Below are 25,658 nucleotides of genomic sequence, written 5' to 3'. Positions count from 1 at the left end.
GGTCTCATGCTGTATTAGCGCTCCTTTCGGAACGTTATCCACCACCTGGGGGCAGATTACCTACGTGTTACTCACCCGTGCGCCGCTTTACCGGGGCCGAAGCCCTTTCTCGCTCGACTTGCATGTGTTAAGCGCGCCGCTAACGTTCGTTCTGAGCCAGGATCAAACTCTCCAGTTAAATCCTGTTGCATCAGACGGTAGCTAAGACCGCCTGACTTGCTCGTCTTTTATGACGTGCGAGGTCGAGCTTGCGCTCGCCTTTGGGACCCACGTCACTTCGTAGGCATACAATCCAGTTTTCAAGGACCGAGCGGGAAGTTGCCGGCTTTACAGCTGATCTTCCCGATTCTCGTTCGTCGCCGACCCGACCCTTTCGGGTCGCGTCGGCGAGGGCAGGTACTTTAGAGCATCTCTTCGAACTGTCAATCGATTTTCGATCGATGCTCTATTTTTGCTCTCGCCCTCGCGTGAGTGAACGCACCTGCGCGCGCTCACTCTCACCTGTGAGCTGCTACCCGAGCGAACTTATCCGCGTTGAAACACGGAACCGCGCAGGTCACGAGCATCCAGGTCGGCCGCTTACCGCCAGCGACGAATGCCCGGACATCTCCGGACACACGCTGCACGGCTCGCAGCGGTTGCCTGCCGTTTCGGCATCGTGGCAACCAGGGAGCGCGGAGGATACTCAGGAGACCGGCCAGGTCAACAGGATTTTTCCGACCTGTTCTCTCCGGCAGAGTTTGCCTTGTTCCTCGGGGCTTTCAGTACCCGGGCCCGCTTCTCGGTCCGTCGCCTGCGCCGCTGCGCGCCGCCTCGCTCGTGCTGACGTTCAGGTCTCCGGGTGCTCGTCTGCGAACCAGCGGCCCATGCGCTCGCGGATGAGCAGCATCTCCGCGCCGCTCGGCAGACGGATCCGGAAGCCTTTCTCGCGCGGCCCGAGGCCCACCATCGAGCCCATCACCTCGACGGGCTGCCAGCCACCTGCGCCGCGGAGGCGGGCGGGGCGCCCGCGATCCGAGGCCTCGGTCTCGACGTCGACGCAGTACCACCGCGTGGTGCGCGACGTGCTCCAGCCGGCCTCGGCGCAGAGCCGCGCCTCGGCCTCCTGCAGCGCGCGGTGGGACGCGGCAAAGGCCGCCCGCGGGTGCAGCACCAGGACCAAGGCGTACTCCGGTTGCAGCTGGCGCACGATGTAGCTCTTGCGGTGGGCGCGCACCGTGATCTGGCGCGACACCCCCAGGCGCGTGCCTGCGACCTCGGCCAGCACGATCTGCCAGTGGGCCGCGGTCACCTTCACATCGTAGGGGTCGAGCCCGCCGGCGTAGTCGATGGTCTCCCCCTCGAAATCCACGAGCGCGGCAGCGTGCGCGCCCGGGATCGCGCACAGGAGATCCTCGAGGATCGACGTGAAAGAGGACGGCGCCTGGTCACGTGGAAGCCGGCGTCGGGTCCGGTTGCGCCCTCCGTTGCGCGATGTGGTCATGGCTCGATCCGCACGAGCTCGAGCAACGCATCGACGGCCCCCGCGATCTTCGGCTCGCGCCGTGCCACCTCGAGGAACCTTGCCTGGGCGGCGCGCGCGCGGTCCGCCACGACCTCGTCGCGCACCAGGCCGCGTCGCTCCTCGACAGGCACCACCTGCGCCGGGATGCGCTCGAGGAGCATGATGACATGCACGCCGAAGGCCGATGTGAGCGGTGCGGTGAGATCTCCGCGCGCGACCAGGGACGCGGCCGCGCGGGAGAAGGTGGGGTCAAACTGCTGCGGCTCCGGCGTGAGCACGCGGCCCGCCTCCGTCACCGGCGCGAGCGCCTGCGCCACGACCTCGAGGCCGTCGGCAGGGACGCCCTTCGCGGCGCTGATGAACGCCTCTGCAGCCGGATCGGGGGGCGGTTGCGGCGTCCCCGCGGCGCGGGGCGGCTCGGTGCGCTGAGCGACCTCGCGCGAAGACAAGACGGCGGTCCGGATGGCGTCGGCGATCGCCTTCGCCTTGTCACGGGTGGCCTCGCCAGCGTCTTCCGAGAGCTTCACGACGGCGTGCACGGTGCGGTACCCCTCGGGACGATCGAGATCGAGCCAGTGGCGCTCGGTGGCGACGCGGAGCTCTTCGTCGGTCACCGGTCCTGCGTTCGCCGCCTCCTCTTTCAGGCGGTGGAGCATGCGACGGGCGAGCACCAGGCTGATCTCGCGCCGCACGTCGGGCTCCTGGTCGAGGCCGCGGGCTCGTGCCTCGGCGGCCCAGAGCGCGTCGCGGACCGCCGCGTCCCGGGCCTGCGCAGGCGGGATCTGCTGCGCCGCCGCGATGCGCGCTACCGAGTCGACGGCGACGTCGCTCGCGCCCACGCGAGCCGCCACGTCGGGAGGCAGCGGCGCCGCCCCCCTCGCGGACGTCGATAGAGCAGCCCAGGCCGCGCACGCGCACAGACACACGATGGCCGCGATCGTTCGGCGCCCAGGGCTCACGCGCTACCCCCGCGGGGACGAAGGATCTCCGTGGACGCCTTGAGCGAGAGGCCGCCGATCACGAGGAGGTAGATCGCCTTGAAATCCTGGCGATCACCGAGCGCGTGAACCCCGAAGGCAAAGGAGAACGCTGCGGCGACGAGGAGCAGAACCGCGAACACATCGACTGCGCGGGACACGCCCATGAGTGTAACGCGATTTGGTGAGGAACCGGCGGGGATGCGGGGACACCAGGGAGCGGCGGCAGCCGGGAGGCCACGGCCGCGCCGCCGCTCACCGCAGCGTCATCGCCACCGCCCCCAGGACCGCAAAGACGATGAGGACCACCAGGTGCCGAACGGCTCGGTGGGGGAGCCGCCGTCCGCCGCCCGTGTGCCGGCGGCCACGAGCCACCGCGACGCCGGACGCCGCCGTGATCAGCGCGACAGCGCAGGCCACCGCGACGGCCTGGGCCAAGAGGGCGCGCTCCGGGTCCCGGATGCGCCAGGCGAGCACGAGGATCGCGAGGCTCACGAGCGCCCCGAAGGCGACGATCGCCGTCGCGAGCGGAGGGAGGTGGGCTCGGGCCTGCAGGAGCGGGGCGTCTGGCTCCGGCTCCGGCTGGCGCCGCACATCCCAGCGATCGCGCCAGGAAAGCGCGAAGATACCCCAGGCGATCGCGCCGATCGCCGCGCGGACCGGGTCGAGGCGGGATGGCTGAAGGGAAGGAGAAGCCAGCAGCCAGGTCAGCGTGACCAGCGCGAGGAAGACGGAGATGCCGAGGTGCCGGGCGACCCGGCGGTGCGTGGGGGCGAGCAGCGGCGCAGCGACGCCGCACAGGAAGGCGAGCGTGGCGGCGATGCTAGCGAATACGGGCGCGCCACGACCGAAACCCGCGGGCGCGACCGTGATCATCCAGGCGACGACCGCGGCGAGCAACGCCTGCGGGGCGCGCCCGCCGCCCGGACCCAGGTCGAAGCGCGCCGCCCCCGGCAGCGGCGCCTCCGGGTGGTCCGAGCCTGACGCCCCGTCGACCCCGCGCGTCAACGCACCGCCGCGACCGACGGAGGCCGACGCGGTGGACTCCTCTTCGCGCGGAGCGCCGATCGAGATGGCGCCGGGGGCATCCGTGCTCATGAGCGAGCGCTAGGCCAGGTTTCTCAGGAGGTTGCCCACGGGCAGCACGTCCGGCGCTGGCGCACCCACGCCCGCCTCGTCGCCTGCGCTCCCCTCTTCCCGGGCGACCTCGAGCCCGAGCCGCTTCCAAAGGCCCGTGTCAAAGAGGTGGCTCGGGCGCACATTGCCGAGGGCTGCGAGCATGTTCTGCCGCGTTCCGGGGTGGCGCGCGTCGAGATCCGCGAGGAGCTGGCTCACCGCCTTGCGCTGGAGGTTGTCCTGGGACCCGCACAGGTCGCAGGGGATGATCGGGAACCGCTCCTCCGCGGCGAACGCGGCGAGCTCGGCCTCGGCGCAGTAGATCAGCGGACGGATCACGATGTTGTCGCCGTCGTCGGAGATGAGCTTCGGCGGCATCGATTTCAGCTGCCCCGCGAAGATTAGGTTCAGGAGCAGCGTCGTCACGGCGTCGTCACGGTGGTGGCCGAGGGCGATCTTCGAGCAGCCGAGCTCGCGCGCGATGCGGTACAGGATGCCCCGGCGCAGGCGGGAACAGAGGGAGCAGTACGTCTTGTTCTCGGGGATCTTCTCGGTGACGATCGAGTAGGTGTCCTCGGAGATCATCCGGAACTCGTGGCCGCCCGCCGCCATGTAGTCGGTGAGGAGGTGTCCCGGGTAGCCAGGGTGCCCCTGGTCGATGTTGACCGCGATCACGCTGAACCGGACCGGCGCGCGCCGCGCGAGGTCGACGAGCAGCGCGTGCATCGCGTAGCTATCCTTGCCCCCCGAGACAGCACAGAGGATCCGATCGCCGTCGGCGATCATGTCGAAGTCGGTGATGGCGCGCCCCATGGCGCGCGCGAGCTTGCGGCGGAGTTGCACGGTTTAGCCGGTGAAGCCTTCGATGAGGCGGAGGAAGGTAAGCACGCCGTGGCCCGTCCCGCCCTTGGAGAAGATGCCGTACGGCTTGTTCGCCATGGATGGGCCAGCGATATCCACGTGGACCCAGGGGACATCCCCCACGAACTCGCGCAGGAACAAGGCCGCGGTGATGGCCCCTCCCCAGCGGTCGGCCGTGTGCTTGATGTCGGCCCAGTCGCTCTTGAGGCCGTCGCGGAGCTCTTCGATGAGGGGGAGCTGCCACATCGACTCGCCCGCGGCCTTCGCGGCGCTCCGCAGGCGCTCCGCGAGCTCCTCGCGGTTCGAGAAGAAGCCGGACACGGTCGGCCCGAGGGCCACGACGCACGCGCCCGTGAGGGTCGCGTTGTCGACGATGAGGTCCGGCTTCAGCGCGCGCGCATAGGCGAGGCAGTCGGCGAGGACCAGGCGCCCCTCTGCGTCGGTGTTGATGATCTCCACCGTCCTGCCGTCCAGAGAGCCGAAGATGTCGCCGGGCCGGTATGCCGCGCCGTCGGGCATGTTCTCTGCCGCGCCGATGACGCCGTGCACCTCGACGTTCGGCTTGGCGGCCGCGACGGCGGCCATCAGCGCGATCACGTTCGCGGCGCCGCCCATGTCGCCCTTCATTTCTTCCATGCCCGGAGCTGGCTTGATGCAGAGCCCGCCGCTGTCGAAGGTGAGCCCCTTGCCCACGAAGACCAGCTTCCCCTTCGGCTTCCCGGGAGGAGCGTAGATCATGTGGACCAGCCGGGGATCCCGCGCGCTCCCCTGCCCCACCGCCATGATGAGCTTCATGCCCCGCTTGGTGAGCGCGGCCTTGTCGAGCACCGTCACCTTGAGCCCGTGCTGCTTGCCCACGTCCACCGCGACACGCGCGAGCGCCTCCGGATAAACCTCGTTGGGCGGCTCGTTGACGAGGTCGCGCGCGACGCAGATCGCCTCGCCGACGTGCTGGCCGAGCGCGACGGCATCGCGCGCCGCCTTGCCCACCTTGCCCTCGATGACCACGGTGCCGCGGGAGAGCGCGACCTTGGGCAGACGATCGCCCGTGAAGTAGCGGGTGAACCGGTAGGCCCCGAGCACGAGCCCCTCCGCGGCGGCCCGCTCCGCGCGCTCGACGCCGGGAGGCACGACGACCGCGATGCTCTCGGCGCGCACGCCGTTCGCGAAGCGCGCCCCCCTCGCCGCGAGCAGCCTGCACTCGACGTCGGTGACCTTGCCCGACCCGAGCCCGAGCAAGAGCACCCGGCCGGGCTTCAACGCGCCGTGCGTCGCGAAATCGATGCTCTGATCCCTCTTCCCCGTGAAGTCGTCACGCTTGACCTGGTGAGTCACCGACTCGCCCAGCGCCGCCACGAGCCTCGCCAGCACGCCCTCACCCGTCGAAGCGCCTTCAGGCACGCCGATGACGACGACGTCGACGGCGATGCTCAGCGGGTCGGACGAGGCGAGGTTCACTTTGATCGGCATGCGGTCTCCTGAGCCCGGGATGTGGAGGGGTCCAGCGCGGCATCTAAACACGAAGGGCTAACCCCGTCGACGTGGACGATGCCCGCAGGCGGTCGGCCCGAGGTGCGGGCGGGAGAGCGCTCGCGCTCCCAGGCGCGCAGCCCCGCGCAGCCCTGCGCGGTTCCGCACGGCGCCGCGCAGGCTCCGCGCTCGGCGGCCCGCCGTCGGAGCGCCTCGCGCGACGCTGCCCACCGGACTGCGGGTCCGAGCCGGCCCGCCCCGAGCGCCGGATGGAGGGGCGTCAGCGCGCCGACCCGTAGATCTGGATCACGTCGGCGAGGAGCCGAAGCGCCTCGACGCGAGGGCGCTGGAACGCATTCCGCCCCATGATCGACCCGAAGGACCCGCCTGCGGCCATCTCGCGCACCTCCTCCAGGACGGCGTCGGTCGCCTTGGACTCGCCGCCAGAGAAGATCACCACGCGCTTGCCGCCGAACGTCGCCTGCACGACGTGCCGGGTCCGGTCGGCGAGCGTCTGGATGGGAATGTTGTATTTCTCGTACATCTTTCTCGCCTCCTCCTGCTCGATATGAGCGGTCGGCGGCTTGACCTTGATGATGTGTGCGCCGAGCTGGGCGGCAATCGTCGCCGCATAGGAGCAGACATCGATGGCCGTCTCGCCCTGCTTCGACAGTCCGGCGCCGCGCGGATAGCTCCAGACGATGACGACCAGGCCCCTGCGCTTGGCCTCGAGGGCGATCTCGCGAAGGTCCTCGTACATCCTGTTTCTCGCGCCGGACCCGGGGTAGATGGTGTAGCCGACGCCGACGCAGCCGAGGCGGAGCGCGTCCTCGACCGAGCCGGTCACCGCCGACACGGGCTGCTCCACCTTCGCCAGCGTGTCGCTGTTGTTCAGCTTCAGGATCAGGGGCACCTGCCCCGCGAACCTGGCCGCGCCAGCCTCCAGCGATCCGAGCGGCGCCGCGTAGGCGTTGCACCCGGCGTCGATCGCGAGCTGAAAGTGGTAATCGGGGTCGTAGGCCTCGGGGTTCGGAGCGAACGATCGCACTGGACCGTGCTCGAAGCCCTGGTCCACCGGCAGGATCACCATCTTTCCGGTGCCCGCGAGCGCGCCATGGGTGAGCAGCCGGACGAGGTTCGTCAGCGTGCCTGGGTTCTCGGAGGTGTACCAGGAGAGGATCTGCTCTACACGGGTGGTGAGCGCCATGAATCACTCCGTCGAAGGTGCTGCTGCGCCAGGAAGCGCGTGGCCCGCCCGGGGCGTGAACCCACCCCGTCATGCCCGCGGCGCCGTGTCAGGGTGCTCGGGCGAGCGGACTCGGGCCGCATCTTCAGGACTTGGACGAACGTATCGAGCCCAACGCGCGGGCGGTCCAGCGCCCCGAGGATGTTGTACGAAGCCATCGGATACGCAATTCTCGAAACTGCGCCGGTCCGCCCTCGGGGCCACAGCGGCGGACGCGAGCGCGAGCACGTGGCGGGGCGGTAACGTCCTCGCCGACAACGCGGAGGGATCATGTCGGACCAACGGGATCTGAGCTGGAAGCCGCCGGAGGCGCCGTCACGCATCGGGATCACGCTCGAGACATACATCCTCGAAGGAATGCTCGGGTTCCCCGCGGCGACAGGGGCGTTCACCTCCCTCCTGAACCAGCTCGGCCTGGTGGCGAAGCTCGTGACGTCCAAGGTCCGGCGGGCCGGCCTCGCCAACGTCCTCGGATACACGGGACAGACCAACGTCCAGGGCGAGGTCGTGCAGAAGCTCGACGAGGTCGCCAACGAGACGCTGCTCAGCGTGCTCGGAAGGCGCGGGCACTGCGCGGCCGTGGTGAGCGAGGAGCTCGGTGAAATGAGGCTCCTCTCCACGGACCCACGAGCGAAGTACATCGTCGTCGTGGACCCGCTCGACGGCTCGTCCAACATCGACGTGAACATCTCGATCGGCACGATCTTCGGTGTGCTCCGGAAGAGCGACGCCAAGATGGGCGCCGATCCCTCGGACTTCCTTCGCCCCGGCCGCGATCTGGTCGCGGCCGGCTACGTGCTCTACGGCTCGTCGACGCTGCTCGTCATCACGACCGGCCTCGGCGGCGTGCACGGCTTCACCTACGACCCGACCGTGGGAGAGTTCTTTCTCTCTCACGAGAACATCCGGATCCCCGAGCGCGGCTCGACGTACTCCATCAACGAAGGCCACAGCGCGCGATGGCCGGAGGACGTGCGCCGCTGGAACGCGTGGATCAAGGAGGACAGCAAGCACGAGGGGCGGCCGTACGGCGCGCGCTACGTGGGATCGCTGGTCGCGGACGCGCACCGGACGCTGCTCAAGGGCGGCATCTTCGCGTACCCCGCCGATCGCAGCGGCCAGGGCAAGCTGCGGCTGCTCTACGAGGCGAACCCGTTCGCGTTCATCTTCGAGGCCGCAGGCGGAAAGGCGAGCACCGGGGCCGAGCGCATCCTCGACAGGGTCCCGAGGTCGCTCCATGAGCGCGTGCCGCTCGTCCTCGGCTCGCCCCGCGACGTCGAAGATTTCGAGCAGTTTGTGCGCGGCGAGCGCTGAGGCTGCGAGAGAAGGGCGCCGCCCTCACCGGCACGAGCCGCAGCGCGGTGGGCGACCCGCGGGTCAGACCCCCTGCGCGTCGGCTCCCCAGATCACCTTGTGGAGCTGGACCTGCACCCGGACGCGGAGGCCATCGTCGAGCACCCACTGGACGAGCTCCTTCGGCGACAGCTCGCCCCACACGCATGAGGCGAGCAGCGTCACGCCGCGCGCGTCGAGGCGCCGCTCGCGGATGGTGTCCCGCATCCACGCATAGTCCGCCCGATCGGCGAGCACGAACTTGATCTCGTCGCGCGGCGTCAGGTGATCCAGGTTCGACCAGCGGTTCCGGTGGGATTCCCCCGAGCCAGGCGCCTTCAGGTCCATGATCTTGTGCACGCGCGGATCGACGCGCGAGACGTCTGCCTCGCCGCTGGTCTCGACGAGGACCGTCCGGCCCGCGTCGCAGAGCTCCGCGAGGAGCGGGAACGACCCGGGCTGAAGGAGAGGCTCGCCCCCCGTGAGCTCGACGAGCGGCGTGCCGAGGGCGAGCGCGCGCTCCAGGACGTCGCCGCGGCGGATCCGCTTGCCGCCGTAGAAGGCCTGCGACGTGTCGCACCAGGCGCAGCGCAGGTTGCACCCGGTGAGCCGGACGAAGGTGCACGGCAGCCCGGCGAACGTCGATTCGCCCTGCACGCTGGCGTAGATTTCGTGGACGACGAGGGTGTCTTCTTTCAAGGAAGCGACGCCTCCGAGGAGCCTCGGTCGGCCTCGGCGGCGCCACGCCGGCCGGCGACCGCGAGGTGGGGCGGGAGCTTTGGCCGCGCCGAGCGCGCAATGCAAGCGGCGCGGGGCGCTCAGCTGGAGATGACGCTGACCTCGCCCGCCGCCACCGCCCGGAGGATGCCGTCCGCGCCGCGGACCAGCAGGTGCCCCTCCGGATCGATCCCCGCCGCGACGCCGACCACGCCGGCGACCTCGACGCGGCGGCCGCGCAGCCAGTCCATCCGGGCGAGATCCTCCGCGAAGGGCGCGAGCTCTCCTGCCTCGAACCTCGCCGCCGCGTCGCCGATCGCCTGGAGCAGCTCCGCGGCGAGGCGCTCGCGCGGGACGTCGTCGATCCCGAGCATCGCGAGCGACGTGGCCCGCGCCGACAGATCCGGCGGGAAGCTCGACGCATGGACGTTGAGCCCGACGCCGACGATCACGCTGCTCACCGACTCGCCGCGCAGCTGGGCCTCGACGAGGATCCCCGCCAGCTTGCGGCCCCCGGCGAGCACGTCGTTGGGCCACTTGAGCCGCACCTCGACGACGGAGCCGCCGCCCGACGCGCCGCGGGGCGGAAGAGGCGCGAGCCGTCGCTCGATGACGGACGCGACGGCCAGCCCCATGACGAGCGCGATGGGGGCCACTCGGCTCGCCGGCAGGCTCGGGCGCAACACCACCGACAGGTAGAGGTTCTCGCCGGGCGGAGAGTGCCAGGAGCGCCCGCCGCGCCCCCGACCCTGGGTCTGCGCGTCGGCAAGGAACGCAGCCCCGTGCGGCGCGCCGTCCGCGGCCGCGCTCCGCGCGTCGTCGTTCGTCGACGCGGTCTCGGCCGCCACGGCGAGCGGCCGCCCGAACGACGCGCCCAGCCGCGAGAGCTCGCGCTCTATCGCCTCCCCGTCGAGCCGCCTCACAGCGAGAGATCGAGCGCGATGTCGGCCGCGCGCGCCGAATGCGTCAGCGCCCCGACGCTGATGACGTCGATGCCCGCCGCGACGAGCTCGGGGATGCGCTCCAGCGTGATGCCGCCGGAGACCTCGAGGAGAGGCCGGCCGTACGGCGCCGACCGCACGCGCGCGGACGCGGCCTTGACGTCGGCCAGCGTGAAGTTGTCGAGCATGATGATGTCGGCGCCGGCGGCCAGCGCCTGATCGAGCTCCTGCAGCGAGGCCACCTCGACCTCGACCTTCGTCGTGTGCGGGGCGCGCGCCCGCGCACGAGCGATGGCGGTCGCGATGCCGCCCGCCGCGACGATGTGGTTGTCCTTGATGAGCACGGCGCTCCCGAGGCTGTCGCGGTGGTTGTGCGCGCCGCCCACGCGCACCGCGTAGCGCTCCAGCCCGCGGAGACCGGGCGTCGTCTTGCGGGTGTCGGTGATGCGCACGCTCGACCCAGCCGGGATCGCCTCGGCGTAGCGACGCGCCTCGGAGGCGACGCCGCTCATCCGCTGCGCGAGGTTGAGCGCGGTGCGCTCCGCGCTGAGGAGCGAGCGCGCGCGACCGCGCACCGTCCACAGCACCGTGCCGACGCCGACCGCGGTGCCGTCCGCGACGAGCACCTCGCCCTCCACCTGCCGATCCAGGCGCTGAAAGACGCGCAGGAACACGTCGCCCCCGCACGCGACGAGCGGCTTGCGCGCGACCGCCTTCGCCGTCGCGCGCGCGGAGGCCTCGACACAAGCCTCGGTGGTGAGATCGCCTCCCGCGAGGTCTTCCTCCAGAGAGCGATCGATCAGGGCATCGAGCAACGGCGCAGCCAGCACGGGCATCTCCTCGGCGCCGCTCCCACGCGGCGCTCCCAGGTATACTCGGTCCCGCACGCGCGCATCAGCGCTGTCGCGCCCACACGAGCCACAACAACGCATCGCGTCATCGCACATCCTTGTGGTGGCACGTGCACCCCGGAGCGTGCGACCTCAGCCTTATGGGCGCCCTGGACGGGACGCCGGCGGAAATGGTTGGGGCTCGCTGCGCCGAAAAGCAGGGCGGATCGCGATCATCGCGACGCTGTGTCGCACAAATGGGGCTGACGTTCGTCTACCAGCCTGTGAGACTCTCCGAGCAACTCCAGCGCCCTCAACGGAGATCGATGCGTCCGCAGGCAGGCCAGGTCATCAACAACAAGTACCGACTCGTGCGCCTCATCGGCGATGGCGGCATGGGGAGCGTCTACGAAGCCCGCCACGAGGTGCTGGGGACGACGGTCGCCCTCAAGTTTCTCCACCCCGAGCTGTCCCGCCGCTCCGGCCTGGTGCAGCGCTTCCTTCAGGAGGCGCGCGTCTCCGCGCAGATCCAGAGCGCGCACGTGGTTCGCGTCAGCGACGTCGACCAGACGGCGTCCGGCCTGGCGTTCATCGTGATGGAGTACCTGGAGGGGAAGACGCTCCAGACCCTGTACGAGGAGCTCTACCGGGCAGGCATCCGTCTCGGGTACCCCGACGCGCTCGAGTACACGATGCAGATGCTCGAGGGCGTCGAGGCCGCCCATCGCGCGGGCGTCGTCCACCGGGACCTCAAGCCGGACAACGTGATCATCACGAAGTCCGCCAAGGGAGAGCCGCTCATCAAGCTGCTCGACTTCGGCATCGCCAAGCTGAAGGTCACGGGGGAGCTCGATCGCGGGTTGACGCGCCCCGGCGTGATCATGGGCACCCCCGAGTACATGGCGCCCGAGCAGGCCTACTCCGCGGACTCCGTGGACGCGCGCGCCGACATCTTCTCGCTGGGCGTCATCATCTTCGAGATGCTGGCTGGCCGCCGGCCGGTCGGCGGCGATGAGCCCCAGCAGATCGCGGGAGCCTACCTTTCGGGCCAGATCTCGCGGCTCTCCGACCTGGCGCCGGAGCTCGCGCCCGGCCTCTGCGCCGCCGTCCACCGCGCCATGGCGGCCTCGCCGCCGGATCGCTTCGCGACCACCGCCGAGTTCCGCAGCGCCCTGGAGCCGTTCGCCCGAGCCGCCCGCGCCCCGTCGGCGCTCACCCCCGCGCCGTCCGAGGTCAGCCTGGCGCGGTCATCCGGGGCCGCCCTGGCGGCAGCCCTCGCGGCGCCCGGGATGCTCGCGCCTTCCGCGGCGGCGCCCGCGACCAACGCGATGGGGGACGGTCGCGCCAGCTCCGTTCCCAAGACGATTCCGCCGGAGGACGGCGGCGCGCAGCACGCGTCCAGCGGCCCCCCGGGAGGCCTCGGGCCCTCGACCCCCATGGGCGGCTTCTCCTCGGATGCCCGAGGTCCCTCGGCGTCAGCGCCAGGGTTCACGCCGAGGCCGGAGCCCTCCTCCGGCCCGTACTTCGCCCAAGGGGGCTATCCCCAGATCGCGCAGCCGGCGACCGTGAGCGCCGCCCCCTACGCTCTCCCCCAGGGGGTGCCCGCCACGAGCCACGAGCCGGGGCCCTTCGATGCGTCGCCACGCCCGGGAGGGACGGCGGTCGGAGGCGCGCCGTTCATGGACCGGAGCGCGGCCCCGGGTGGCGGATTCAACGGCGGCCCAGCGCCCGGGTATGGCGGCGCGTATGGCGGCGGCGCGCAGGGCTACATCCCTGGGACGGCGCCGATGGATCCGCTGCCGAGGATCTCGCAGAGCGCCTCGGCGCACGGCGCGCAGCGACCCGCGCGAGGCGGGACTTCGCTGTTCGCCATCCTGCTGCTCGCCACGGGGATCACGGGGGCCGTCGTCGGCGGTCTGTACATCGCCAACGAGCTGAGCCGGAAGGAGCAGGCCGACGTGGCGCCGGCCCTGCCGACTTTCCAGCCGGCCAACACGGTGCCTTCGGATCCTAGCCCGCCCGCGACGACGCCCCCCGCCGTGACTCCCCCGGCGGTGACGCCACCTCCCGTCGAGCCGCCCGTGGTCGCCAAGCCGCAGCCCCGGCCGACCACGACGGCGAAGCCGCCGGCGACGCCGAGCACGACGGCGCCGCCGAGCACGACGGCGCCGACGACACGCCCCAGCGGGACGACGATCATCCCCCAGCTTCCCTGGGTCATCCCGTCGACGCTGCCGCCGTTCCCGTTCCCCGCGCCGACCAGCGCACAGCCGCCGGCCAACCCCCAGCCGAACACGACGAGCCCGCCGACGACGAGCCCGCCGACGACGAGCCCGACCACCACCACGCCGTCGGACAGGCCTCGACGGCGCGTGATCATCGTACCCAACAACTGACGCGCCAGGCGCGTACGGTAGGTAGGATGCGATCTCGATGAGCAACCAGAATAGCGGTCCGCCGCCGGGATGGCCTGCGCCCCCGAGCGGCATGTACGGCCCTGGCAAGACCGTGCCCGGCGAGCCTCCGCTCGCAGGGCCCAACTCGCCGCAGGGCGCCTTTCCCGTGCCGCCCGGCACCGCGCCGCACGATCCGAGCGCCGCTGGCGCAGCCGTCCCGCGGACCCTCGTCGAAGGCGGGACCAACAGCGCGCCTCCCGGAATGCCCGGCCCGTACGGCGCTCCCGCTGGCCCGTACGGCGCGCCGCCACCTGGTGCACCGGGCCCGTACGGGCCCGGTGCGACAGCGAATTACGGCGGGCCACCTGGAGGAGGCGCTTACGGGCAGCCGCCCCAGCCTCCCAGCCCGTACGGCGGCGCGCCGTTCGGGGCCCCAGGTGGCCCCGGGGTCGCCGGAGCGCCGGGGTTTCACGCCGGCGGCGCTCCCCAGCCGCCGGGCAGCGGCGCGCTGTACCCGGCGCCGATCCCCGCGCGGCCTCGCGCGAAGAGCTCCGGCGCGACGCTCGCGCTGATCGGGATCGGCGCGTTCGTGGTCATCGGCGGGCTGACGACCGTCTTCTTCGTGATGCGCAGCCGAGGGTCATCCGAAGATGCTGCAGCGCTGACGCCCATCGAGGCGCCCCCGGCGCCCGCGTCGGTCGCCGGCGATCCGGCGCCTCCCCCTCCGACGGCCGCCACACCCGCGGCGACCGCACCGGAGCCGCCCGCGCCTGCCCCCGTGGCGGCCCCGAAGCCGACGGCGCAAGCGCAACCCAAGCCGACGGCGACGACCCCTGCGCCGACCGCCACGGGGACGACCCCTGCGCCGACCGCCACGGGGACGACCCCTGCGCCGACCGCCACGGGGACGACCCCTGCGCCGACCGCCACGGGGACGACCCCTGCGCCGACCGCCACGGGGACGACCCCTGCGCCGGCCCCTTCTACGTCCTCGACGGGCCGTCGAAGGATCGTCCTACCAGGCAGCCGCTGAGCCCTCCTGCACCGCGCGCTGTGCCGCTGGCCGCGGCGCGGCGGGTCCGTGCCCAGGTTTCCCCAGCCCGCTTGACAGGGCGGTCACGGTGATCAGGTTCCGATGCCATGAGCAAATCCGGGATCGCCGCAGTGCTTTCGTTCCTTATTCCGGGCGTTGGGCAGCTCTACAACGGCGCGTTCCTGCGCTGCATTTTCTGGCTGATCGTCACCCCAGGCCTGTGGATCGGCTCGGGCGGCTGGCTCGGCTGGATCTGCCACCTGATCTCCGCCTATACCGCGTACCAGTACGCAAAGCGCGCCGGCGGCTGAGCCTCGCTCCCCGGGACGGCGCGCCGGTTCGCGCGGCGCGCCCGCTCACGTACCCTTCGCGAAGATCCGCTTCAGCACCTCGCCCGTCGCCGTCGGCTGACGCGCCACCTCCCGCGGGGTACCCTCCGCCACGATGCGCCCACCGCCGGCGCCGCCCTCCGGGCCGAGCTCGACCACGTGATCCGCGCACGCGATGACCGCCGGGTGGTGCTCGATGATCACCAGCGTGTCGCCGCGCTCGACGAGGCGATCGAGCACGCGGACCAGGCGCGTCACGTCCGCCAGATGCAGGCCGGTCGTGGGCTCATCGAGCACATAGAGCGTGGGCTTCGGCCGCGCGCCGGCCGTCAGCTCCGCCGCGAGCTTGAGCCGCTGCGCTTCGCCGCCCGAGAGCGTGTGCGACCCCTGGCCGATGTGGAGATAACCGACGCCGAGATCGCACATCGTCGAGAGCGGGGCGCGGATCTTCGGGTGGGACGCGAAGACCTCGACAGCCTCCTCCGCGGTGAGATCCAGGAGCTCGCCGACGGACAGACCGAGGTAGCGCACGTCGAGCGTCGCCGGCTCGAAGCGCGCGCCGCCGCACGCCTCGCAAGGCGTGGTCACGTCCGGCAAGAACGACATCTCGTGCGCGATGACGCCCTGCCCCTCGCACGCGGGGCACCGCCCGCCGGAGGCCGTGTTGAAGGAGAACCGCGCAGGGCCGTAGCCGCGCACCTGCGCGTCGGGGCAGGCAGCGTAGAGCTTGCGGACCTCGTCCCAGACGCCCAGGAACGTCGCGGGGATCGAGCGCGGCGTCCGGCCGATGGGCGACTGATCGACGGCCACCGCCCGCAGGATGCTCTTCGGCAGCCGCAGCGCCTTGTGCGGGCCCGGCTCGGGCGCCTCCAGCTTCAGCGCGCGGCGCGCGGCGGGGTAGAGCACCTTCTGGATCAGCGTGCTCTTCCCCGAGCCGGACACGCCGGCGACCACCGTCATCCGGCCCGCGGGGAGCCGGAGAGTGTCCCCCTGGAGGTTGTGCGCGCGGGCGCCGAGGAGCTCGATGTGCTCGCGCACGGGAGGGCGCGCCGGGCGCGCGCTGAGCAGCGCATCCTCGCCGGCGAGCGCCCGGGCGGTCGGCGAGTCGGGGTTCGCGAGCACCGCGCGCGACGGCCCCGCCGCGACGATCCGGCCGCCTTTGCGCCCGCCCGAGGGGCCGAGGTCGATCAGGTGATCCGCCGCGCGGATCGTGTCGGCGTCGTGCTCCACCATGAGCACGGTGCTGCCCATCCCGGCGAGCCGCCGGAGGTTGCCGAGCAGCCGGTCGGTGTCGCGCGGGTGCAGACCGATGGTCGGCTCGTCGAGGACGTACAGCGCCCCGGTGAGGCCGCTGCCGAGCTGCGCCGCGAGCCGCAGGCGCTGCATCTCGCCGCCCGAGAGGGTGGCAGCGCGCCGATCGAGCGTGAGGTAGCCGAGGCCGACCTCGCAGACGAAGTCGAGCCGGCGGCAGAGCTCCTTGTGCGGCGCCTCGGCGATCAGCGCGCGGTCGCCCGTGAACTGTAGCCCCCTCGCCCACGCGGCCGCGGCCGCGACCGAGCGGCCCGACGCCTGGTGGTAACGCTCTCCCGCGAGCCGGACCGCCCGCGGGATCGGCGCGAGGCGCGAGCCGCCGCAGGCCTCGCACGGGTCGGGCGTCGCGAGCGCGTCGTCGTCGAAGTCCGAGGCGCCCGTCCCCTCGCATGACGCACACCGGCCCTGCTTCGTGTTGAAGGAGAACCAGCGGGGATCGAGCTCCGGGACACCGACGCCGCAGCGCGGGCAGGTGCGCGTCGTGGAGAGCAGCTGCTCGCCGCCGCGGCCGCCGACGAGCTTGACCGCCCCCCGCCCGAACGCGAGGGCGCGATCGAAGACGGCGCGATCCAGGCCGTCCATGCGCCCCTCGTACATCACGAGGTCGATCGAGTGCTCGCGGCGCTTGTCGAGGCGAGGAGGGCTGTCGGTCGCGCACGGCTCGCCGTCGGCGAGCGCGCGGGTGATGCCGGCCCGGGCGGCGGCGGTGAACACGTCGAGGTACGTCCCCTTGCGCGCCACGACGGCGGGGGCGAGGAGCGTCCGCGCGCCGCGCGTCGAGACGAGCGAGCGGTAGACGTCGTCCGGCGAGCGCGCCTCGATCGGCACGTCGCAGTCCGGGCAGTGCGCCTCGCCGACCTTGGCGTAGAGCAGCCGCAGGTAGTGCGCGATCTCGGTCACGGTCGCGACGGTCGAGTTGGCGCCGGAGCGCGTGGTGCGCTGCTCGAGCGCGATCGAGGGGGGGACGCCGGTGACGCGATCGACGTCCGGCCGCGGCAGCGTGGGGAGGAACTGGCGCGCGTAGGGGGTCAGGGTCTCGAGGAAGCGCCGCTGGCCCTCGGCGAAGACCACGTCGAACGCGAGCGTGCTCTTGCCAGAGCCGCTCGGGCCGGTGATGACGACGATCTCGCCGTGCGGGATCACGGTCGAGACCTCGGCGAGGTTGTGCTCGCGGGCGCCCTCGACCTCGATCCGACCCCGGTCGAGCGACGCGCGCGCGACGCCGCCGCCGCGCTTGCCGGGCTTCGGGGCGGCAGGGGCCGATGCCGTGCCGCGACGCGGGCGCCGAGCGCCGCCGTCGCCCCGCTGCGCGAACCACTCGGCCAGCGAGACGCCGGTCCGCGTCGCCGTCCGGGCCACCTCCTCGGGCGTCCCCTCGGCGACGACGCTCCCGCCCTCGCTGCCCGCGCCCGGGCCGAGATCGACGACCCAGTCCGCCGCGGCGATGACGTCGAGGTCGTGATCGACGACGATCACGGAGGCGCCCTCGGCCACGAGCACGGAGAGCGCGGCGTTGAGGTGCGTCACCTCCGCGGGGTGCAGGCCAGCGCTCGGCTCGTCGAGGAGGAAGAGCGCGCCCGCGCAGGGCTCGCCGAGCGCGCGCGCGATCTTCAGCCGCTGCGCTTCGCCGCCGGAGAGCGTCGAGAGCGGCTGGCCGAGCGTGAGGTAGCCGAGGCCGAGCTGCTTGAGCGGCGCGAGCGCCCGCCGGATCGCGGGCTGCCCCACGAAGACATCGAACGCCTCGTCGATCGAGAGGTCGAGCACGTCGGCGACCGAGCGGCCGTCGAGCTTGACCTCGAGCACCTCGTCGCGGAACCGCTTGCCCTTGCAGGTCGGGCAGGTCAGCGACACGTCGGCGAGGAACTGCATCTCGATCGTCTCGCTCCCCTCGCCCGCGCACGCCTCGCAGCGCCCGAGCGCGACGTTGAACGAGAAGTGGCCGGGCCCGAGATCCCGCGCCGACGCCTCCGGCTGCTCGGCGAAGAGCGCGCGGATGCGGTTCCATGCGCCGGTGTAGGTCGCAGGGTTGCCCCGCGAGGTGCGCCCCAGCGGCGCCTGGTCGACGAGCGTGACGGTGCGGATGTCGGCCGTGCCCTCGATGCGCCTGTACAGGCCGGGCGCCTCGACGTCCTTGTAGCCGCGCGCCCTCGCGATGTGCCGGTAGAGCACGTCGTTCACCAGCGTGCTCTTGCCCGAGCCGCTCGGCCCCGTGATCGCCACGACGACGCCGAGCGGCACGTCGACCATGACGTCGCGGAGGTTGTTCTCGCGCGCGCCGTGGATCGCGATCTTCCCGCTCGGCGCCCGGCGCTCCGGGCGCGCCATCGCCAGCGGGCCGCGCGCGGCGAGCCCGTCGGGCGGGCCGTCGAAGGTGACGCGCCCGCCCTGCTTGCCCGCGCCGGGGCCGAGCTCGACGACGCGATCGCTCGCCCGGATGACGAGCGGCTCGTGCTCGATGACGAGCACGGCGTTGCCGCGATCGGCGAGCTCGCGCATCGCCGCGATGAGCGGCGGGATGTCCGTCGGGTGCAGGCCGACCGTCGGCTCGTCGAGCACGAAGAGCGCGCCCGTCAGCGACGTGCCGAGCGCCGCGGTGAGCGCGACGCGCTGCGCCTCGCCGCCCGAGAGCGTGCGCGCCTGGCGGGCGAGCGAGAGGTAGCCCAGCCCGACCCGCTCGAGGTACCCGAGCCGCGCGATGAGCTCGCGGCGCGCCATCTCCCCCTGGCCCGTCTGCGGGCGCTCGGCCTCGAGGCGCGCGCGGGCGTCGCGGAGCTCGAGCTCGTGCCACGCGGCGAGATCCAGGCCGCCGACGCGGTAGAGGAGCGACTCGGGGGCGAGCCGCTTGCCGTTGCACGCGCCGCACACGTCGTAGGTGCGGTAGCGCGCGAGCAGCACGCGGACGTGCATCTTGTAAGTGCGCGTCTCGAGCCAGCGGAACCAGGCCTTCACGCCGGGGTACTTCCCCTGGGTCCATGAGCCCTCCCCCTCGAGCACGAGCGCGCGCTGCGCGTCGGAGAGGTCGCGCCACGGCTTGTCGGTGCGGATGCCTTTCCGCTCGCAGAACGCGCGGAGCAGCTTCCGCTCCCACGTCGTCGAGCGGCCGTTCCAGGGCCGGATCGCGCCGCCTGCGATCGACTTCGAGGGGTCCGGGATCACCTTGTCGTAGTCGATGCCGAGGGTGCGGCCGAAGCCGCGGCACGAGGGGCACGCGCCGGTGGGGGACTGGTACGAGAACAGCCCGGGGCGCGGCGGATCGAAGGCGCGCGCGCACGAGGGGCAGGCGAGCCCGCGCACGAGCCGGAGCCGCGTGGGCCCCGCCCCCTGGCCGCCCTGCTCGTCGGCCTTGCGCTGCAGGTGGAGCGAGGCGTCGCCCCCGCTGCCCTTCCATGCCTCCTCGATGGCGGCGCCGAGGCGCCGGCGCTCCCGGGGGGCGACCCGGACACGATCGACGATGACCTCGACCTTGTCCGCGCCGCTCATCGCCTCGGACGGCGCCACGGTGTCGATGTCGCGCGCCTCGCCGCGGACGAGGAGGCGCCGGTAGCCGGCGGCGAGCAACGACTCGCGCACGTCGAGGAACCGCTCGGTCCCGGCGACCGCGATCGGGTACGTGACGAGCGCGGTCGCCCCCTCGTGCGCGCTCGCGGCGAGGTCGGCCGCGCGCGCCGGGTCGGTCCGCGCGGCCGGCGCCTCGCAGGACGGGCAGACAGGCACCGCCTCGCGCGCGAAGAGCGCGCAGAAATACGGTTCGAGGTCGGCCATCGTGGCGACGGTCGACCGCGAGCTCTTGACCGGCGCGCGTCGATCGACGGCGACGCCGGCCGCCACCGGCTCGAGCGCGTCGATCGGCGGCCGCTCGAGCCGCTCGAGGAACTGGCGAGCGTACGGGCTGAAGCTCTCGACGAACCGGCGCTGTCCCTCGGAATAGAGCGTGTCGAGCGCGAGCGACGATTTGCCAGCGCCCGAGACGCCGGCGATGGCCACGAGCTCGCCGGGCCGGAAATCGAGGTCGATGCCCTGGAGGTTGTGCGTGCGGGCGCCGCGGAGACAGATCGAGTGCATAGGACGCGCGGTAGGGTGAACCCGCGGGGACGCCGTCCGGAGTGGACACGGCCGCGTGTAAAACCGCGAGTGTTTAGCCCCCTTTCAGCCCATCGTCGCGAACGATCGTACGTGGGCGGCATGCCGACCCAGCGTGCTGCGGCATTGCGTTCTGCGTCGTCGAATTATCACGGTCCGTGGCGAGGGGTGCGCACGGCGCTCGGGCGACCCGGCAAGCCGAGCGCGGCGGGCGCGCCCGGCAGGCGCGGCGGCCAGCCGTTGACGAGGAGGATCGAGAGGTAGCCGTAAGTCGTTGCTGGTCCAGTTCGGGCTCAAGGTCTGGCCGCACATCCCGATGTTGTAGGTGCCCGCGGTGAGGCCGGTGATGACGGCGCTGAGCCCGAAGGGGACGCGGGTATCCGCGGGGACACGGCCGCCGGCCATACCAAGGCCGACCGCCTGGACCTCGTCGAGCACCGGGCCAGACGGCCCGGAACGAACCCGCTGGTAGCACATGTAGAGCTTGAGGCTGTCCGCAGGCGAGCCGTCCGTGCCCAGGTACCGATGCGCGGTCGCATAGATCGACTGGCTCGTCGATGAGATCGCCACCAATGCTGTCGGCCCGAAAAAGTCGACAGGCCTCCCGGCCGGCAGCGCGGTGTGCGGGCCGACGCCCTGGACCGTCAGTGTCAGCACGACCCCCTGGGGCCCGGTCGGACCAGCAGGGCCGGTAAACCCACGTGGCCCCTGCGGACCGGTAGGGCCCACTGGTCCTGTCGGACCGGTAGAGCCCGCTGGCCCAATGGGACCGGTAGGGCCCGCTGGTCCCATGGGACCCTCCGGTCCGAGCGCGCCTACCGGGCCTTCTGGTCCCCTCGGGCCCATTGGCCCCTCCGGTCCGAGCGCGCCTACCGGGCCTTCTGGTCCCCTCGGGCCCATCGGACCCTCTGGTCCGAGCGCGCCTACCGGGCCTTCTGGTCCCCTCGGGCCCATCGGACCTTCTGGTCCCACCGGGCCCTCCGGTCCGATTGCGCCCGCCGGGCCTTCTGGCCCCATCGGACCTTCTGGTTCCCACCGGGCCCTCCGGTCCGATTGCGCCCACCGGGCCTTCTGGCCCCATCGGACCTTCTGGTCCCATCGGGCCCTCCGGTCCGATTGCGCCCACCGGGCCTTCTGGCCCCATGGGCCCTGCCGCCCCAGCGGGCCCTGCCGGGCCCTCCGGCCCCCTAGGTCCAGCCACGCCTTCCGGCCCCGCGGGTCCGGTGGGGCCTGCGGCGCCCGTCGGCCCGATCTCCCCGATCGGTCCGGCCGGCCCTGTCGGACCAGCAGCACCCGCAGGCCCAGTCGCACCGCCCCCCCTCCGGCCCCGTCGGTCCAGCCGGACCCGTTGCACCGGCCGGACCGATCGGTCCAGGCAGCCCCTGCGGGCCCTGAAGCCCCGTCGGCGAGCCGACCCACTCGCCGCTCTCGTCGATCACGAGGACGCCGTTCACGATGATCCCGCGCTCGCCGAGCACCAGCGTGTTGCCGCTCGTGGTGTTGACCGTGACCGAGGTCGGCGTGATGTCGCCGTTCACATTGCCGGCGAGCAGCGCGTACGGCACGCTCGCGACCGTCGCGCGCGGCTCCAGCTCGACATCGTCGCCCACGGTGATGCCGAGGTACCGCTCAGCACCGTCGAAGATCGCCTGCTCGAACGGGACGATCGCGCCGAGGCGCACCGAGAAGAAGCCGTCCTCGAACGAGATCGAGTGGACCTCGCTCCACAGGGGCGTCGAAGCGTCGCGCTCGTCGTAAAGGGCGAACACGACATCGAGCGTCGCGCTGATGGGCACATCGCGCTCGTCGTAGAGCCGGCCTTGGTGGGTGATGGTCGCCGGGACCGCCGCAGCCGCGGTCCCCGCGACCACGACCGCGCTCGCCGCCAGGGCGGATGCCGTCATGCATCGCGCGATCATCGACGTCCTCATCGCCAGCTCCTCGTCATGGCAAGCTCCCGTCGGCTCCGATGAGCCCTCCTCGCATCCGCACCTTGGGTGAGGTCGACGTCCCCTGGTTCTGCGTCGGCTGCCCGAGCGTGAACACCATGCGGTAGCGCGAGCTCCTCGCGACCTCGCCAGCCGTCACCGTCTCGGTCGCCCCGACGCGCCTGGGAGTCGGCGCGCCGCCGCCCTGCCCGCTGCCGCCCTGTCCCTCACCGCCCTGCCCGCCGCCGCCGTGCCCATCGCCGCCCTGCCCGCTGCCGCCCCACCCGCCATCGCCGTCCACGGTGCCGGAGTCCGTGGCGACGCCGCAGCTGCAGCTGCACCCGGGCATCAGCGCAGAGCTCACCACGATCGCCCCGAGCCAGGCCGAAAAGCGCAGTCCGCGATTCACTGAGTCCTCCAGGCTGACGGCACGTCGTGCGAAAGGACCATTGGACGAGCGGCGGCGATCGGCGTCAAGCGATGACGCCGCCACCGCAGCGGACGCGCCGCGCGAGCTGCGCCCAGCAGCGGCGCCGCGCGGGCGCAGCCCGGTGAAGCGGTGTGGACAGGCGGCGGCGCGCGCGCTATGCGGCCGCGTGAGCCGCGCTGGCAAAGAGAAGGAGCGAGAGGGGGAGAAGCTCATCGTGCGCAACAAGCGCGCGACGTTCGACTACACCCTCGACGATCGGTTCGAGGCAGGGTTGGTGCTGCTCGGCAGCGAGGTGAAGATGCTCCGCGACGGCGCGGCCGAGCTCACCGACAGCTGGTGCGCCATCGAGAACGGGGAGGCGTTCCTGAAAGGGGTCAACATCCCCGTGATGCCCGGCGCCGCCTTCGGGCACGAGGCGAAGCGCCCGCGCAAGCTGCTGCTGCACGAGAGCGAGATCGAGGCGATCCGCAAGAGCGTGGAGCGGGAGGGCATGACCGTGATCGCGACCCGCCTCTACTTCAAGAACGGGCGCGTGAAGGCCGAGATCGCCCTCGCGAAGGGGAAGAAGACCGTCGACAAGCGCGAGAGCCTGAAAGAGAAGGATGCCACCCGCGAAGCCCGCGCGGCGATGGAGCGGGCCCGCGGCGGCGCCGCCCGCGCGCGGAGCGCCGGGTTGCGGAGGCCGGAATGACGTCGCACCTCACCTGGTCCAAGGGCGGCGAGGCAGAGCTCGTCGAGATCGACGGCGATCGCGTGCGGCTCCACTCGACCGCCTCCTCGGCGCCAGGAGCGCGCGTGGAGGGCTCGCTCCAGCCGACAGGGACGGCGATCCGCGTGAAGGTCGCCCGGTGCCGCCTGCGCACACCCACCGAGCCCAACGACGCGGCGCCCGGTGAGCGCACCTACGAGATCGAAGGCCGGCTCATCGATGCGACGCGCGAGGTCCGCGCCGAGCTGGCGCGGCTCGTCGGCGGCGAACGCACGGGCTGAGCCACGACGTTCCGTCCTGCAGCAAACGCCCAGGCTGTTCTGCAGCGGCTGCGCGGCGCGGCTCGTCCGGCGGCGAGTGTTGCGATGGCCCGGCGCGGCCCATACGCTGTCTTTCTATGAAAATTACGTCGCGCCCTCGTGTAATTCTGCGCCGCTGCTCGACGTATGACGTGGCGAAGATCCGCGGCATCGTGCGCAGCGGCCTCGAGGAGCTCTCGCTGCGCCCGCACGGCCGGACGCTCATCAAGCCCAACGTCGTCGCGTCGGGAGCGCACTTTCCGCACGCGTACACGCGGCCCGAGTTCGTCGAGGGGGTGATCGGCGCGCTCAAGGATCGCGACGACGGGCGCGTGAGAGAGCTCGCCGTCGGGGAGCGGTGCGGCATCACGCTCCCGACCCGCATGACGTACGAGAGCGCCGGCTACTACCCGATGTTCCGCAGGACCGGGGTCAAGCACTACCACTTCGAGGAAGAGCAGCAGGTCGAGATCCCGCTCACGCACGAGGGCCGGCTGCGCGACTACGTGTTCACGCCGGAGCCCGTCGCGAAGGCCGACTTCTTCGTGAACTGCCCCAAGTTCAAGTCGCACCCCTGGACCACCGTGACCTTCTCGATGAAGAACTACATCGGGATCCAGGACGATCGGCACAGGCTCATCGATCACGATCACCGGCTGAACGAGAAGGTCGCCGATCTCCAGTACATCGTGCAGCCGCAGTTCATCGCGATCGACGCCATCACCGCGGGCGAGGGGCGGATGCTCACGCCCTCGCCGTTCGACCTGGGCCTCATCATCATGGGGAACAACCAGGTCGCGTTCGACTCGGTCTGCTGCCAGATCATCGGCGTCGATCCGAGGAGCGTCGAGCACATCCGCCTGGCGTCGGAGCGCGGATTCGGCCCGATGGACCTCGGCGAGATCGAGATCACGGGGGACGTGACGCTCGAGGAGGCGAAGCACAAGGCCAAGGGGTTCAAGGTGGGCCTCGTCCGCGTCGAGAAGTACTTCGAGGGCACGAACATCACGGCCTACGCGGGCTCGCCGCCCGAGCCCGAGCGGACCGACTACTGCTGGGGCGGCTGTCCAGGGGCCATCGAGGAGGCGATCGAGATCCTGCGCGAGTACGACAAGGAGTGCGACGCGAAGATGCCGCGGATGCACGTCGTGTTCGGCGCCTACGAGGGCCCCATCGACGCGAAGCCGGGCGAGAAGGTGGTCTTCATCGGCGACTGCGCGACGTACAAAGGGAAGATCGGCGATCAGCTGGTCAGCGTCGAGAGCCTGTACCGGGAGCGGAGCGCGCGGGACCCCTACACCGCGAAGCACGATGACGTCCTCGCGAAGATGGTGAAGGTGACGACCAAGCTCGCGATGGCCCGGAACGAGACCACCCTCCGGCTCGAGGGCTGCCCCGTGAGCGTGGCGGAGCAGGTGCTCACGCTGGTCACGCTGGGCAAGACGAAGAACCCGTACTTCGCCCCCGACCAGCTGCTCGACTTCAACAAGGCGTACGTCGCCTGGCGCGGGGCTTCGCTCGCGAAGCGGCTCGCCGGCAAGCCCTACCAGGTCCACGGCGCCTGCTCGCGCGGCGACGCGGCGCCCGAGCTCCCGTCCGAGCCGCCTAGCTCGCAGGCCGCAGAGTGAGATCGAAGAGGACGTCGAGCTCGTCCCGCACCTTGAAGGCGCCGAGCGGCCCCTTGACCTCGCGCACGCCGAGCGCAGCCATCGACAGCTGACAGGTACCCGTCACCCCGATCGCGCCGTCGCCGCGATCGCGCGAGGAGAGCCGCGCCACCAGCGAGGCGCTCCCCGAGGCGACCTGGACGCGCACCTCGGCGCGGTCACGCGTGGCCCCCGAGGCGCGCACCGCCACGATCTCGGTCCCCGCGAGCACCTCGCCGCGCAGGCGCCGCTCGATGTCGCCGCGATCTCCCGCGGACAGCGCGTCGGGATCGACGCGATCGCCGCGCAGGACCCCCGCGACGGAGAGCTTGGCCACGGGGACCTCGAGCTCGGCGGTCCACGACTCGCCGTCGAGCCGCGCCCGACCGCGCAGCTCGGACGCCGTGATCTCGAGGTCGTGCGCCAGGCGCGCGAGCATGCCCACGGCTCGGGTGTGGATCGTCAGGCGGGACGCGTTCGGATCGAGGTGCAGCTCGCTCATC

The 25,658-nt window shown here is 71.8% G+C and carries 22 protein-coding genes and 1 rRNA gene (1 of these 23 cut by a window edge); 6 read left to right on the top strand and 17 right to left on the bottom strand.

From position 1 onward, the window contains the following. From WME95_RS14475 to WME95_RS14440, 8 genes are all read right to left on the bottom strand, one after another. Positions 1-178, bottom strand: a 16S ribosomal RNA gene (locus tag WME95_RS14475) (it extends 1,379 nt beyond the left edge of the window). Between the two features lie 651 nt (positions 179-829). Then, positions 830-1,483 carry a roadblock/LC7 domain-containing protein gene (locus WME95_RS14470; RefSeq protein ID WP_437552412.1) on the bottom strand — a complete coding sequence of 218 codons (654 nt, stop codon included), beginning with the start codon at positions 1,481-1,483 and terminating at the stop codon, positions 830-832. Beyond that, a complete protein-coding gene (locus WME95_RS14465; RefSeq protein WP_437908969.1) occupies positions 1,480-2,343 on the bottom strand; it encodes a peptidylprolyl isomerase in 864 nt (287 codons plus the stop codon). The genes WME95_RS14470 and WME95_RS14465 overlap by 4 nt, the downstream gene beginning before the upstream one ends. A gap of 116 nt (positions 2,344-2,459) precedes the next feature. Continuing rightward, on the bottom strand, positions 2,460-2,642 hold the full coding sequence (locus WME95_RS14460; protein ID WP_157906650.1) for a hypothetical protein: 183 nt from the start codon (positions 2,640-2,642) through the stop codon (positions 2,460-2,462). 94 nt (positions 2,643-2,736) lie between these two features. After that, complete coding sequence (locus tag WME95_RS14455; protein WP_437908968.1) at positions 2,737-3,579, bottom strand: hypothetical protein; 843 nt, start codon at positions 3,577-3,579, stop codon at positions 2,737-2,739. 9 nt (positions 3,580-3,588) lie between these two features. Further along, entirely contained in the window at positions 3,589-4,440 is an 852-nt protein-coding gene (ttcA, locus tag WME95_RS14450; protein WP_437908967.1) for a tRNA 2-thiocytidine(32) synthetase TtcA, read from the bottom strand. Between the two features lie 3 nt (positions 4,441-4,443). Then, a complete protein-coding gene (locus WME95_RS14445) occupies positions 4,444-5,928 on the bottom strand; it encodes a leucyl aminopeptidase (RefSeq protein WP_437908966.1) in 1,485 nt (494 codons plus the stop codon). A gap of 280 nt (positions 5,929-6,208) precedes the next feature. Continuing rightward, positions 6,209-7,135, bottom strand: a complete 927-nt coding sequence (locus tag WME95_RS14440) for a class I fructose-bisphosphate aldolase (protein WP_437908965.1) — start codon at positions 7,133-7,135, stop codon at positions 6,209-6,211. A gap of 309 nt (positions 7,136-7,444) precedes the next feature. On the opposite strand from WME95_RS14440, the gene fbp reads away from it, so the two are divergent. Next, a complete protein-coding gene (gene fbp / locus WME95_RS14435; RefSeq protein WP_437908964.1) occupies positions 7,445-8,488 on the top strand; it encodes a class 1 fructose-bisphosphatase in 1,044 nt (347 codons plus the stop codon). A gap of 63 nt (positions 8,489-8,551) precedes the next feature. On the opposite strand, the gene WME95_RS14430 is transcribed toward fbp, so the two are convergent. From WME95_RS14430 to nadC, 3 genes are all read right to left on the bottom strand, one after another. Further along, positions 8,552-9,205, bottom strand: coding sequence for a radical SAM protein (locus WME95_RS14430; RefSeq protein ID WP_437908963.1), 654 nt, complete (start codon positions 9,203-9,205; stop codon positions 8,552-8,554). Positions 9,206-9,324: 119 nt separating this feature from the next. Continuing rightward, positions 9,325-10,146: a biotin--[acetyl-CoA-carboxylase] ligase gene (locus tag WME95_RS14425; RefSeq protein WP_437908962.1), complete on the bottom strand. Its 822-nt coding sequence runs from the start codon at positions 10,144-10,146 to the stop codon at positions 9,325-9,327. After that, complete coding sequence (gene nadC, locus WME95_RS14420) at positions 10,143-10,994, bottom strand: carboxylating nicotinate-nucleotide diphosphorylase (protein ID WP_437910985.1); 852 nt, start codon at positions 10,992-10,994, stop codon at positions 10,143-10,145. Before nadC ends, WME95_RS14425 begins: the two co-directional genes overlap by 4 nt. A gap of 326 nt (positions 10,995-11,320) precedes the next feature. On the opposite strand from nadC, the gene WME95_RS14415 reads away from it, so the two are divergent. Then, positions 11,321-13,390, top strand: coding sequence for a protein kinase domain-containing protein (locus WME95_RS14415; protein WP_437908961.1), 2,070 nt, complete (start codon positions 11,321-11,323; stop codon positions 13,388-13,390). A gap of 468 nt (positions 13,391-13,858) precedes the next feature. Here WME95_RS14415 and WME95_RS14410 read toward each other — a convergent pair whose 3' ends face one another. Further along, complete coding sequence (locus WME95_RS14410; protein WP_437908960.1) at positions 13,859-14,347, bottom strand: hypothetical protein; 489 nt, start codon at positions 14,345-14,347, stop codon at positions 13,859-13,861. Between the two features lie 183 nt (positions 14,348-14,530). Here WME95_RS14410 and WME95_RS14405 point away from each other — a divergent pair, with 183 nt between their 5' ends. Next, positions 14,531-14,734, top strand: a complete 204-nt coding sequence (locus WME95_RS14405; protein ID WP_012235204.1) for a hypothetical protein — start codon at positions 14,531-14,533, stop codon at positions 14,732-14,734. Between the two features lie 45 nt (positions 14,735-14,779). On the opposite strand, the gene uvrA is transcribed toward WME95_RS14405, so the two are convergent. The 4 genes from uvrA to WME95_RS14385 all read right to left on the bottom strand — a co-directional run bounded on the left by uvrA (position 14,780) and on the right by WME95_RS14385 (position 22,480). Further along, on the bottom strand, positions 14,780-20,125 hold the full coding sequence (gene uvrA, locus WME95_RS14400; RefSeq protein ID WP_437908959.1) for an excinuclease ABC subunit UvrA: 5,346 nt from the start codon (positions 20,123-20,125) through the stop codon (positions 14,780-14,782). A gap of 84 nt (positions 20,126-20,209) precedes the next feature. Further along, a complete protein-coding gene (locus WME95_RS14395) occupies positions 20,210-20,800 on the bottom strand; it encodes a hypothetical protein (protein ID WP_437908958.1) in 591 nt (196 codons plus the stop codon). 530 nt (positions 20,801-21,330) lie between these two features. Continuing rightward, positions 21,331-22,047: a hypothetical protein gene (locus WME95_RS14390; RefSeq protein WP_437908957.1), complete on the bottom strand. Its 717-nt coding sequence runs from the start codon at positions 22,045-22,047 to the stop codon at positions 21,331-21,333. 40 nt (positions 22,048-22,087) lie between these two features. Next, the gene (locus WME95_RS14385; RefSeq protein WP_437908956.1) at positions 22,088-22,480 is read right to left on the bottom strand and encodes a hypothetical protein; all 393 of its coding nucleotides are present in this window, start codon (positions 22,478-22,480) and stop codon (positions 22,088-22,090) included. Between the two features lie 187 nt (positions 22,481-22,667). Between WME95_RS14385 and smpB the strand changes: the two genes are divergently transcribed. The 3 genes from smpB to WME95_RS14370 all read left to right on the top strand — a co-directional run bounded on the left by smpB (position 22,668) and on the right by WME95_RS14370 (position 25,137). After that, positions 22,668-23,192 carry an SsrA-binding protein SmpB gene (gene smpB / locus WME95_RS14380; RefSeq protein WP_044968393.1) on the top strand — a complete coding sequence of 175 codons (525 nt, stop codon included), beginning with the start codon at positions 22,668-22,670 and terminating at the stop codon, positions 23,190-23,192. After that, positions 23,189-23,491, top strand: a complete 303-nt coding sequence (locus WME95_RS14375) for a hypothetical protein (protein WP_437908955.1) — start codon at positions 23,189-23,191, stop codon at positions 23,489-23,491. Before smpB ends, WME95_RS14375 begins: the two co-directional genes overlap by 4 nt. A 170-nt stretch (positions 23,492-23,661) precedes the next feature. Next, positions 23,662-25,137: a DUF362 domain-containing protein gene (locus tag WME95_RS14370; RefSeq protein ID WP_437552395.1), complete on the top strand. Its 1,476-nt coding sequence runs from the start codon at positions 23,662-23,664 to the stop codon at positions 25,135-25,137. On the opposite strand, the gene WME95_RS14365 is transcribed toward WME95_RS14370, so the two are convergent. Then, positions 25,115-25,657: a hypothetical protein gene (locus WME95_RS14365; protein ID WP_437908954.1), complete on the bottom strand. Its 543-nt coding sequence runs from the start codon at positions 25,655-25,657 to the stop codon at positions 25,115-25,117. The two genes, WME95_RS14370 and WME95_RS14365, sit on opposite strands and share 23 nt — an antisense overlap. Between the last annotated feature and the right edge of the window lies 1 nt (position 25,658).

It is taken from the genome of Sorangium sp. So ce327 (assembly GCF_051530205.1).
GTDB classification, from domain to species: domain Bacteria; phylum Myxococcota_A; class Polyangia; order Polyangiales; family Polyangiaceae; genus Sorangium; species Sorangium cellulosum_B.
This window is presented reverse-complemented; position numbering and strand designations above follow the sequence as displayed.